The 11,467-nt window shown below is 49.4% G+C and carries 14 protein-coding genes; 7 read left to right on the top strand and 7 right to left on the bottom strand.

Features of this window, described 5'->3' with window-relative positions:
- Positions 1-17: 17 nt before the first annotated feature.
- Entirely contained in the window at positions 18-1,031 is a 1,014-nt protein-coding gene (locus tag ABYP73_RS01215; RefSeq protein ID WP_372945614.1) for a pyruvate dehydrogenase complex E1 component subunit beta, read from the bottom strand.
- Positions 1,032-1,176: 145 nt separating this feature from the next.
- Here ABYP73_RS01215 and ABYP73_RS01220 point away from each other — a divergent pair, with 145 nt between their 5' ends.
- From ABYP73_RS01220 to ABYP73_RS01240, 5 genes are all read left to right on the top strand, one after another.
- On the top strand, positions 1,177-1,923 hold the full coding sequence (locus tag ABYP73_RS01220; protein WP_372973221.1) for an electron transfer flavoprotein beta subunit/FixA family protein: 747 nt from the start codon (positions 1,177-1,179) through the stop codon (positions 1,921-1,923).
- A gap of 29 nt (positions 1,924-1,952) precedes the next feature.
- A complete protein-coding gene (locus ABYP73_RS01225) occupies positions 1,953-2,921 on the top strand; it encodes an electron transfer flavoprotein subunit alpha/FixB family protein (protein WP_372945611.1) in 969 nt (322 codons plus the stop codon).
- Positions 2,922-3,009: 88 nt separating this feature from the next.
- A complete protein-coding gene (locus ABYP73_RS01230) occupies positions 3,010-3,639 on the top strand; it encodes a bifunctional nuclease family protein (RefSeq protein WP_163691461.1) in 630 nt (209 codons plus the stop codon).
- A 17-nt stretch (positions 3,640-3,656) separates the two neighbouring features.
- Positions 3,657-5,123, top strand: coding sequence for a NupC/NupG family nucleoside CNT transporter (locus ABYP73_RS01235; protein ID WP_372945610.1), 1,467 nt, complete (start codon positions 3,657-3,659; stop codon positions 5,121-5,123).
- A gap of 110 nt (positions 5,124-5,233) precedes the next feature.
- Positions 5,234-6,058 carry a thymidylate synthase gene (locus ABYP73_RS01240; RefSeq protein WP_372973222.1) on the top strand — a complete coding sequence of 275 codons (825 nt, stop codon included), beginning with the start codon at positions 5,234-5,236 and terminating at the stop codon, positions 6,056-6,058.
- Between the two features lie 142 nt (positions 6,059-6,200).
- On the opposite strand, the gene ABYP73_RS01245 is transcribed toward ABYP73_RS01240, so the two are convergent.
- Positions 6,201-6,497, bottom strand: a complete 297-nt coding sequence (locus tag ABYP73_RS01245) for an isoamylase early set domain-containing protein (RefSeq protein WP_372973223.1) — start codon at positions 6,495-6,497, stop codon at positions 6,201-6,203.
- A gap of 126 nt (positions 6,498-6,623) precedes the next feature.
- Positions 6,624-7,748 carry an aminotransferase class V-fold PLP-dependent enzyme gene (locus ABYP73_RS01250; protein ID WP_372945282.1) on the bottom strand — a complete coding sequence of 375 codons (1,125 nt, stop codon included), beginning with the start codon at positions 7,746-7,748 and terminating at the stop codon, positions 6,624-6,626.
- 125 nt (positions 7,749-7,873) lie between these two features.
- On the opposite strand from ABYP73_RS01250, the gene ABYP73_RS01255 reads away from it, so the two are divergent.
- Positions 7,874-8,263, top strand: coding sequence for a 2TM domain-containing protein (locus ABYP73_RS01255; RefSeq protein ID WP_372973224.1), 390 nt, complete (start codon positions 7,874-7,876; stop codon positions 8,261-8,263).
- Positions 8,260-8,766 carry a dihydrofolate reductase gene (locus ABYP73_RS01260; RefSeq protein WP_372945284.1) on the top strand — a complete coding sequence of 169 codons (507 nt, stop codon included), beginning with the start codon at positions 8,260-8,262 and terminating at the stop codon, positions 8,764-8,766. Before ABYP73_RS01255 ends, ABYP73_RS01260 begins: the two co-directional genes overlap by 4 nt.
- Here the strand turns inward: ABYP73_RS01260 and murI are convergent.
- The 4 genes from murI to ABYP73_RS01280 all read right to left on the bottom strand — a co-directional run.
- On the bottom strand, positions 8,751-9,539 hold the full coding sequence (murI, locus tag ABYP73_RS01265; RefSeq protein WP_372973225.1) for a glutamate racemase: 789 nt from the start codon (positions 9,537-9,539) through the stop codon (positions 8,751-8,753). The genes ABYP73_RS01260 and murI overlap by 16 nt on opposite strands.
- Before the next feature lie 79 nt (positions 9,540-9,618).
- On the bottom strand, positions 9,619-10,128 hold the full coding sequence (locus ABYP73_RS01270; RefSeq protein WP_372945286.1) for an OmpH family outer membrane protein: 510 nt from the start codon (positions 10,126-10,128) through the stop codon (positions 9,619-9,621).
- 41 nt (positions 10,129-10,169) lie between these two features.
- The gene (locus ABYP73_RS01275; RefSeq protein WP_372945287.1) at positions 10,170-11,000 is read right to left on the bottom strand and encodes an OmpH family outer membrane protein; all 831 of its coding nucleotides are present in this window, start codon (positions 10,998-11,000) and stop codon (positions 10,170-10,172) included.
- 93 nt (positions 11,001-11,093) lie between these two features.
- The coding region (locus ABYP73_RS01280; protein ID WP_372973226.1) for a BamA/TamA family outer membrane protein at positions 11,094-11,467 on the bottom strand (374 nt) is incomplete at its 5' end.

Genomic DNA, 11,467 nt, shown 5'->3' on the forward strand with positions numbered 1-11,467 from the left:
GTATTATTGTGGACGTCTTACTTGTACATCACTTTTTTTACTGCCCGGATCACATCTTCGTGATTGGGGAGCCATTCTTCCAGGAGTACGGGAGAATAGGGAGCAGGCGTATCTGCTGTGTTGATCTTGGCGATGGGCGCATCGAGATAATCAAAGGCTTTTTGCTGCACCTGATAGGTGATCTCGGTAGCTACGTTCCCGAATGGCCAGGCCTCTTCGAGGATCACCAGGCGGTTAGTCTTTTTTACGGAGGTGAGGATAGCTTCCGTGTCCATGGGTTTTACAGTCCTCAGGTCGATTATCTCGCACTGTATTCCTTCCTTTTCCAGTTCATCGGCAGCTTTATAAGCTTCCTTGATGATCTTACCGAAGGAGACGATGGTCACATCCTTTCCTTCCCGCTTCACCTCTGCCACGCCTAATGGGATGGTATATTCGTCTTCGGGCACCTCCCCCTTGTCTCCGTACATCTGCTCGGATTCCATGAAAATTACGGGATCGTTGTCACGAATAGCCGATTTGAGTAGGCCCTTGGCATCCCTGGGATTCGAAGGGACAACCACCTTAAGGCCCGGACAGTTGGCATACCAGCTTTCGAAGGCCTGGGAATGGGTGGCAGCCAGCTGACCTGCTGAAGCTGTCGGACCACGGAATACGATAGGGCAATCGAACTGTCCCCCGGACATCTGCCTGATCTTTGCGGCATTATTGATAATCTGGTCTATTCCAACAAGGGCAAAATTGAAGGTCATAAATTCTATGATAGGCCGATTCCCGTTCATGGCCGATCCTACTCCAACCCCTGCAAAACCGAGCTCTGAGATAGGGGTGTCAATTACACGGCGGGGACCGAATTCATCCAGCATTCCCTTAGACGCCTTGTAAGCCCCGTTGTATTCGGCGACCTCTTCTCCCATGAGATAGATCGATTCGTCCCTCCTCATTTCTTCGGACATGGCCTCGGCGATCGCTTCCCTGAATTGTATTGTCTTCATATACTTGTGATTCTCTAGATGAAATCGTTTTAAAATGCGAACAAAAATAGGAAATTATCCATCAAATAAGCCGGCGGTAAAGGCAAAAACATTTTAAAAATTTATTATGCATGCATAGTATTTTTTGTTTTTATTAGTTATCTTTGAAGCCACAATATTCTATAAAATCAGTAAAACTCAGATGAAGATATTAGTTTGTATCAGCAATGTTCCGGATACCACTTCCAAGATCAATTTCACGGCAGATAATACGGCGTTTGACACCAGTGGGGTGCAGTTCGTGATCAATCCCAACGATGAGTTCGGACTCACCCGGGCTATGTGGTTCAAGGAAAAGCAAGGTGCCACCGTCCATGTGGCCACCGTCGGTGGACCCACAGTAGAACCCACTATGCGAAAAGCCCTGGCTATTGGTGCCGATGAAGGCATCAGGATCAATGCGGAACCCACAGACGGGTTTTTCGTAGCCCAGCAACTTGCAGAGGTGATCAAGTCGGGCGGATACGACCTGATCATTGCCGGGAGGGAATCTATTGATTACAACGGGGGGATGGTTCCCGGGATCATCTCAGCCCTGCTCGATATCAACTTTGTGAATACCTGTATCGGTCTGGAGATCGACGGAAACAAGGCCACCGCCATCCGGGAGATAGATGGGGGAAAAGAGACCCTGGAAACCTCCCTGCCATTGATCATTGGCTGTCAGAAGGGTCTTGTGGAAGAATCCGATCTGCGCATCCCCAACATGAGGGGTATCATGATGGCCCGACAGAAAAAAATCAATGTCTTGGAACCCACTGAAGGCATTCACGCCATGGAGGATAAGACCTTTGACAAACCGGCACCAAAAGGACCGGTAAAGCTCGTCGACGCCGGTAATGTAGGCGAACTGGTAAATCTGCTCCACAACGAAGCCAAAGTCATTTAATCGCACTCAAATCCTAAGAAATACAACTTATGTCTGTTCTAGTATATACCGAATCCGAAAACGGAAAACTTAAGAAAAACGCCTTCGAGGCAGCCTCCTATGCCTATAAGGTTGCCCAGGAAATGGGCACATCCGTCACCGCTGTCAGTTTTGGGGCGGAGGATATATCAGCCCTCGGTGACTTTGGGGTCAGCAAGGCCCTGAAAGTTCAAAATGACTCCCTCAAGGTCTTCAATGCCCGGGCTTATGCTTCAGTGATCGCGGAGGCCGTTAAACAGGAAGGTGTTAAGGTGGTCATCCTGAGTTCAAGTACGGACTCCAAATACCTGGGAGGTCTCCTGGCGGGTATGCTCAAAGCGGGTTATGTTCCCAATGTCGTGGCCGCCCCTGACAGTGTTTCTCCCATGGTCGTAAAACGCATGGCGTTCAGCAACAAGGGATTCGCCCATACCGAGATCAATACGGATATCAAGATCATAGGGGTGTCAAACAACGCCTATGGCGCCCATGAGAATAAAGCCTCCCTGGAAGAGGCTGCCTTTGATCCTTCCCTTGATGACAGCGTCTTCTCGACCAAATCTGTGAACATAGACAAAGTAGCCGGTGAGGTAACCATCGCAGATGCCGATATAGTGGTATCTGCAGGCAGAGGCCTGAAAGGTCCTGAGAACTGGGGTATGATCGAAGAACTGGCAAAAGTACTCGGCGCCGCAACCGCCTGCTCTAAACCCGTAAGCGATATGGGGTGGCGTCCTCATGGGGAACACGTGGGGCAGACCGGGAAACCCGTGGCCAGTAACCTCTACATTGCGGTTGGGATCTCAGGTGCCATACAGCATTTGGCCGGTGTAAGTGCCTCCAAAGTAAAAGTGGTGATCAATTCGGATCCCGAGGCTCCATTCTTCAAAGCGGCCGATTACGGAATTGTCGGCGACGCCTTTGAAGTAGTCCCTAAACTCATCGAAAAATTAAAGGAATTTAAGGCCCAGAACGCCTAATTTTTGTTAATTTGTGCCTTTGAAGGGCTGTTTAAATACTTAGGACATTCCCTATATTTATACAGCCCTTCTTGGTATTGGAGTGATTATGAGTTTAGTAAGGTTGAAAATAAAGGGCATCTCCTACAGCCAGACCCAAAACGGGGCTTATGCCCTTATTCTGAACGAGGTTGAAGGAGACAGGAAACTGCCCATAGTGATCGGTGCCTTTGAGGCACAGTCTATCGCCATTGCCCTTGAAAAGGAGATCAAACCGCCGAGGCCGCTGACCCATGACCTTTTTAAGAATTTTGCCGATCGGTTCGACATTGTGGTCAAACAGGTCATCATCCATAAACTGGTGGATGGGGTATTCTATTCCAGCATCATCTGTGAAAGGGATAAGGTGGAAGAGATCATAGACGCCAGGACCTCCGATGCTATCGCCCTGGCCCTGCGTTTTAACGCCCCTATCTTTACCTACAGAACCATCCTTGATAAGGCAGGGATCTTCCTTAAATTCTCCTCCAAAGAGAAAGAGAAAGAGGAGATCGATGACAGTATCGTGGTGGATGAGATCCTGCAGGAAGGGGAAACCGTAGAGATCGATCCCGGTTCTCAGGCCCCGTATAAGGAACTCAGTATGGACGAACTCCGCAAGGAGCTGGAAAAAGCCGTCGCCAGTGAGGACTACGAAAAGGCGGCCCGTTTGAGGGATGAAATCTCCAAACGCAAATGATCTGCTAGCCCACGCCTATGAAGCCAGGATTTTGGATGCTGTCCCTTTTGTTGCTGCTTTCCTTCCCGGCCCTGGGCCAGGAAATCAGCACTCCTGATAGCCTCCTGACCGATAGCATTCCGACGCTGGCAATTTCAGAGGCAGTCGGTTCTTCTGACGGACTTATCGCTCCCAACCAGGGATTTTCCATAGACAGCCTGTGGAGGGGTATCCTGGGTATGCTTGTCCTCTTGCTGATATCCTATATCTTCTCTGCCAACAGAAAGGCCATCAACTGGAAGACCACCGCCATTGGCCTGAGCATACAACTCTCCCTGGCCATAGGCGTGCTGAAGGTCCCTGCCATTCAGTGGTTCTTCAATAAGCTGGGGCAGTTTTTCAATGAGATCCTGAAATACACCATGGCGGGCAGTGAGTTTATTTTCGGAGGATTGCTCAACCTCGACAACCCCAATATCGGCTATATTTTCGCCTTTCAGATCCTGCCTACCATCATCTTTTTCTCGGCCCTGACCTCTGTCCTCTATTACCTGGGGGTCATCCAGAAGATCGTCAAGGGCCTGGCATGGCTGCTCACCCGGTTCCTGGGGATCTCCGGGGCGGAAAGCCTGAGTGTTTCCGGCAACATTTTCCTGGGGCAAACAGAGGCTCCTTTACTGATCAAGGCTTATCTGGAAAAGATGAACCGCTCTGAGATTCTGCTTGTCATGATCGGCGGGATGGCTACCGTGGCCGGAGGGGTTCTGGCCGCCTATATAGGGTTCCTGGGAGGGAATGACGAACAACTCCGGCTAGAGTTCGCCCGCCACCTTATCGCAGCTTCCGTGATGGCCGCCCCGGGTGCCATCGTGATCTCCAAGATCCTCTATCCCCAGACCGGGGATATCAACAAAGAGATCCATATCTCCTCAGAAAAAATCGGCTCCAACATCCTCGATGCCATTGCCAATGGGACCACAGAAGGCCTGAAACTGGCGGTGAATGTGGGCGCCATGCTGCTCGTTTTTGTAGCCTTTATCGCCATGATCAATGGCATCCTCGGATGGGTGGGCGACCTGACTACCCTCAATGCCTGGATCAGTTCCCATTCTGCCTACGATCAGCTATCCCTGGAGGCCATTCTCGGGGTGATCTTTGCCCCCCTGATGTGGCTCATTGGGGTCAACTCCCAGGATGTACTCCTCATGGGTCAGTTACTGGGCGTAAAACTGGCGGCGAGTGAATTTATAGGGTACATCCAACTGGCAGACCTGAAAGATGTGAGCAACGGCACCCATTTTGCATTCAACAAATCCATCATCATGGCCACCTACATGCTCTGCGGGTTTGCCAATTTCGCCTCTATCGGTATACAGATCGGGGGAATAGGCTCCCTGGCACCGGGACAACGCAAGACCCTGTCCGAATTCGGGATGAAGGCTGTTCTGGGTGGCACACTCGCCTCCCTCCTCTCCGCTACTTTCGCAGGGATGATCCTCGGGTAGATCCTCCCTCAACACTTCGTTAATAAGTTTTCAAAAGAAGCCGAAGAAGGCACCTTCACCGAAGTGGAGCTTTTTTTATTTTTACATCCGTACCATTATCAACATCCCAAATGAAGCAATATCACGACCTCCTCAATTACGTGCTGGAAAACGGAAACAGGAAAAGCGACCGTACCGGAACCGGCACCATATCGGTTTTCGGGTACCAGATGCGGTTCGATCTCAATGAGGGATTTCCCTTGGTCACCACTAAAAAACTACACCTGAAATCTATCGTACACGAACTGTTGTGGTTTCTCAAAGGGGATACGAATGTGAAATACCTGCAGGAGAATGGGGTACGCATCTGGAATGAATGGGCCGACGAGAAAGGCGATCTGGGGCCTGTCTACGGCTACCAGTGGCGCAACTGGAACGGGGATGGGATCGACCAGATCAAAAACCTCATCCATAACCTTAAGAACAATCCGGACAGCAGGAGGATGCTGGTGGCTGCCTGGAACCCCAGCGTGCTGCCTGATCCCTCAAAATCTTTTAGCGAGAACGTGGCCGATGGCAAGGCCGCCCTGCCTCCGTGCCACGCCTTTTTCCAGTTCTATGTGGCCGATGGCAAACTCTCCTGCCAGCTCTACCAGAGGAGTGCGGATATTTTCCTGGGCGTGCCCTTCAACATAGCCTCCTATGCCCTTTTCACCCTCATGGTGGCCCAGGTTTGCGGCTATAAACCGGGAGAATTTGTCCACACCTTCGGAGATGCCCATATTTACAACAACCACCTGGAGCAGATCGAACTGCAGCTGAGCAGGGACATCAGACCCCTCCCCAAAATGGTGCTGAATCCGGAGGTAAAGGATATCTTCGATTTCAAGTTCGAGGACTTTACCCTCCTGGATTACAATCCGCATCCCCATATTAAGGGAATGGTGGCAGTTTGATACTATAATATCTCTTCCGGCCAGAAACCAATAAAGAAGGACAACTATATTCCAGTAGTCCTTTTTTTTCTTTAATACTCAGACAAAAAAAATCCGGGACCTTTTCGAAAGATCCCGGATCACAGTCTTTTCTGGAAGTGAATTACAGTTCCAACACGGCGTTCTCAGCACCGGCGTAGTCGTTCCACTGGTAACGATCGGCCTCGGTCTCATTGACATAGGTGCCGTCTACCAGGTAACGGAATTCATAGGTGTTCTCCTTAGGAAGGTCGAAAGTGCCTTTGAAGTTTCCGTTCTTTAATTTTTTCAGCGTGCTGCCTTTTGGGTTCCAGTTGTTGAAGTCACCCACAACAGCCACTTTTTTTGCATCTTCTGCAGGAACAGTAAAGGTTACTTTTACTACAGGTTTTGATTTCAAGTATTGTTTAGTAATAGCCATCTTAATCGGTTTTAGAATTTGGGACAAAATTATAATATTAAAACACTCATTTCCAATGATTAACACATTATTATCAAATTCATAATAATACTGTTACAAAAAATTGACATCCGTAATTTTGGACCGTTACTTTTCAGGACTAGTCAAGGAGGAATCAGCAGATTTCAGGATCTGTACGAGCCGGTCAACATCACTTATAGAATTGTACAGGTGCAAACTCAACCGTATTCCCCCACCTCTCTGTGAACAACTCACCTCGTTTTGGGCCAGGTATTTGAACAAACGGTCGTCTCCCCTGATGTTGAGTATATTTCCATGTACCTTCCTCCTCATCACGGCCTCATCCAGCAGTTTGAGCTCTGCCAGGTTCTCTGCCGCGCGACTGACGATCCGACCGTTGTATGCCTCTATGTTTTCCAACCCCCATTCCATTAGTCTTTTCACTGAGAAGTCCAGACTGCCAAAACAGAGGCTGTCCAGGTGGCCCGGTTCCAGGTGTTTGGGAAGGCGGATATTCCCTTTATCCTCCAGTTTTGCATTGACGGCATTGAATCCTGTTGATTTTGGGGAGAAGAAGCGAGAAGCTCTTTCGGAAAAGAGCATGTATCCATTCCCGGTCCCTGCCAGCAACCATTTATATCCGCTGCCACCGAGGACATCAAGACCCGATGCATCAAAATTGAAATCGCAGGCTCCGCAGCATTGGGTGCCGTCAGCGATCAGCAAGAGATCGGGATACTGGTCTCTGACATACCTGATAAATTCGGGATCTAATCTTATTCCGTCCTCCCATTGCACCAGGCTGAAGGCAAAAACGTCATAGGTCGCTTCCTTTAATTTTTTGTCTATCTGCTCCTCGAGGTCGTAGCCCAGGGTGGCGTACGAGACAGGAAATCCCCTGCTTTCAAAAGGCCAGTTCACTGACGGGTAATCCGTTTCCAGCAACAATACTCTTGACTCTTTTGGCAAGCCTTCCAGCAGCAAGTTCAGTCCGAGCGAAAAATTCGGGACCAGGGCGATCCTCTGCCGGTGACAATGGAAGAATTCCCCCAGGGTGTCCCTTACCCCGGAGATCATCTGGAAGCTCTCCATCTTCATTTCACTCCCCCCGATGAGGAAGTCGAGATCGTGTTCCTGACGCCATTCCAGCAGTTCTTCAGACATCAGCCCGATGGCCGCAGTATTGAAATAGAGGGTGTGCTTTACCACAGGGAAGGAATTTCTCAGACTGTCGGGATTGAATTTGGCCATAGGTCTTATTCTGATGTTCTAAAATCAACAGGTACGGGAGATCAGGCCGTCACCATATCGCTAAACTCCATGCGCGAAATACAATGGGAATTGGCCTATCTTTGTTGTTAAAGATAGTGATTGAGATGATTTCGAAGCACAGAAAAGAATCCGGGTTGGACCTGGAACAACACGATCTGATCGAACACGCCCAGGAGCGAATCCAACGCAAAAAGAATCTGTACCGGCATTTTGTGTGGTTCCTGATCGGAGGTGTAGGGCTGGTATTGCTCAACAAGGTGTTTAATTACGGAGCCGATTACGACTGGTCTTACTGGGTTGTAGGGGTATGGGGTATCCTTTTTGTGGTTCACCTGGTCAATGTCTTCATCCTGTCGCCATTTATAGGGAAGGACTGGGAGCGGTCTCAGCGCGAAAAACTCATCATCGCACAAAAGGAGAAGATAGCCGCCCTTAAACAAGAGATAGAGCGGGAATTTCCCCTTCCATCGACCCCTAAAAAAAAAGCGGAATGAGGAACATTATCATCATAGCCGCAGCCGCCGAGAACAACGCCCTGGGGAAGGACAATAAATTGCTCTGGCATCTTCCTGACGACTTCAAACGTTTTAAGGCCATCACCACCGGGCATACGATCATCATGGGAAGGAAGACCTTTGAGAGCTTCCCAAAGCCCCTCCCCAACAGGTTTCATATCATCATTACCCGCGACAGGTCTTATACCACACCATACGAACAGTGTGTTGTCGTACATTCATTGCAGGAGGCCTATGAGAGGGCTGCGCAGGAAGAGACCGTTTACATCATAGGGGGTGGAGAGATCTACACCCAGGCCATGGCCGATGCGAACCTGCTGGAAATTACGCGGGTACATGCATCATATGAAGCCGATGCATTTTTTCCCGAGATCGATCCCGGACAATGGGAACTCCTCAGGGAAGAACGGCACCCGGCAGATGAGCGACATGCTGTTCCCTTTACTTATCGCACTTATTCCCGCCGTCAGAAATCTAAGTAGGTGACCCTTACATCACCGGATACCCCTTCAAGGAAGCGGGATAGTAATTTGTGGTCTGCATTGCTGTAAAATTGATGGATCGTCCGGTCCTTTTCCGATGAGAGCAGATTGTGTTCCTCCAGAATACGGAAGGTTTGTCTCGCCACTGCCTCCCCGCAGTCTATGATCCTGATCCCCTCCGGCAATTCCTCTTTAAGCACTGGGATGAGATGGGGATAATGCGTACACCCCAGCACAAGATGGTCTATCCCGGCTGCCACCATAGGCTGCACGTATTGGCGGATAAGCTTGCGTGTATCCTCTGAATGGGCCTTCCCCTGTTCGATCAATTCCACCAGGCCCCTGCCTTCCTGTTCGAGGATCTCGATATGGGAGGCGTGGTTTCTGGAGGTGCTGTGGAACAGCGCACTGCTGAGGGTTCCCTTTGTGGCCAGCACGCCCACCTTCCCGGAGGTGGATCCAAGGGCCGCGGGCTTAATGGCAGGTTCTATCCCGATAAAGGGAACGGGGTAATGCGCCCTCAGGTGATCAATGGCGTTGGTCGTGGCTGTATTACAGGCGACGACGATGAGTTTGCAACCTTTATCCAGCAGCCATTCCGTGTTCTTGATACTGAGATCCAGGATTTGCTCGGGAGCTTTTTCACCATAGGGAGCATTCCTGCTGTCTGCGAGGTAGAGTGTATCCTCGGCAGGGAGTTTTGATCTGATCTCTTTCCAGATCGATATCCCCCCTACTCCGGAATCGAAAATACCTATGGGTCTGTTGTCCAAGATCTGTGGTGATTTGATTACTGTAAAAATAAAAAAACCGCCCTGGTGAGGACGGTTTTTTCAGTGGATTGTTTTTCGATCAGAATCCCAGTTCCCTTTTTACTTCAGGAAGCAGGTCTTTACCCTTGGCTACGATGAGTCCGCCTCCCTGGGTGGAGTCCATCACATATTCGATGCCCTGGGCAGCAGCTACCTTTTCGATGGCTGCCATGGCTTTTTCCGAGATCGGCTGGAACAGTTCGGCCTGCTTTTTAGCCAGTTCCTGCTGTGCAGCCTGCTGTGCTTCACCGATATTCCTCTCAAAGCCCTGGAGCTCTACGGCTCTCTTTTCGTTTTCCTCCTTGGTCTTGGAAGAGGCCTCGCTTTGGTATTGCGTATACTTGTTGCGCAACTCGGTCATTGAGCTTTCTATATCCGCCTTGTAGGTTTCCTGCAGTTTCTTCAGTTCTGCCTGTGCAGCTTTCATCTCCGGCATGGCCGACAGGAGCTCGGTTACATTGATGTGTGCAACTTTGCTTTGAGCGTTGACAAACCCCGTAGCGGCAACAAAAAACAAGATGGCTACTGCTACATTTTTCAAGTGTTTCATGACTTTAAATTTACTATTTGAGTGTTATAATTGAATCCGTACTAATTAACTGTATCCTTTTTTTGTTCGGTCTGCTTGGCCCTTTCAGCTTCCTTCTCCTTTTGCTTGGCTTCGCGTTCTTCCAGGAGTTTCTTCCTCCTTTCCTCATAGGCCTTCTTGCGTTCCTCCCTGAGTCTGAGCTGTTCCGCTCTTTTGTCCTCAGCCGTTTGTCTTCGCAGGGAATCTGCCTCCTGGGCTTTTTCAAGCCTTTCTCTCAGGGCGTCCGTCATTTCTTCCTCTTCCTCGGCAGCGGCTGCCTCAAAAGCTTCTATTCTCGCTCTTTCAGCCGCCTTATTCGGCTTGCTGACCCTCCTGGTCCTGGCGATACCCCTCAGCACTAATTCGCTGATATCGTGCCTTTTTTCGGAGTACAACATTACGACATCCGCAGATTTATCGAAAATAAAATCGTACTTTTTATTGGCTCCTATCGCCTGAACTTCGTTGAATACCTGGTCCTGGATCGGCTGTATCAATCTTTGCTTTTGCAGGACGAGATCCCCATTAGGTCCAAACCTGTTTTGCTGGTAATCCAGCATTTCCTTTTCAAGGATCTGGATCTCTTCTGTACGCTCGGCGATCAGCTCATCCGTAAGCAGCACTTTTTCGGCCATCAGGTCTTTCTTCATCTGATCGATCACTCCCTGCTTCTCCTCTATCTCAAGTTTCCATCTCTGAACCCGATTCTCGAGTTGCTCATTTGCCTCCCGATATTCCTCCACATTTTCCAGGATATACTCCATGTCTACATATCCGATCCGTACACCCCGCTGCGCGATGGCATTGAAGGCGGTCAGGAACAAGACAGTGATTAAAAGAACGTTTGTCTTCATGTTACTCAGGTTTAGTACATAGAAAATATCGTGCCAAAATTATTAAAACTTTTAGTATGAGCGCTTTACCTTTTTAAAGGGAAGTAGAAAATCCTAGAATTGCTGGCCTATGATAAAGTGCGTCTGCCAGCCACTCGGACCGTTCCCCACAGACTGTGGTCTCAGGTCCTCATCAAATCCGTAGCCAAAATCTATCCCCAGTAAACCAAAGGCAGGCATGAAAATCCTCAGGCCCACACCGGCCGACCTTTTTAGTTGAAACGGATTAAAGTCCTTAAAATTGTTGAAAGAGTTACCTGCTTCCAAAAATGTCAGGCCATAAATAGAGGCTGAAGGCTTCAGGGTCAGCGGATATCTGAGTTCCATGGTGTATTTATTGTACACAATACCCCCTTCCTGGGCGAAGGTTATCGGGTCTACGGGAGTAAGGGAGTTGTTCTCGTAACCTCTCAACTGGATCTGTTCCC

The organism is Muriicola sp., from assembly GCF_041567615.1.
Lineage (GTDB): Bacteria > Bacteroidota > Bacteroidia > Flavobacteriales > Flavobacteriaceae > Muriicola.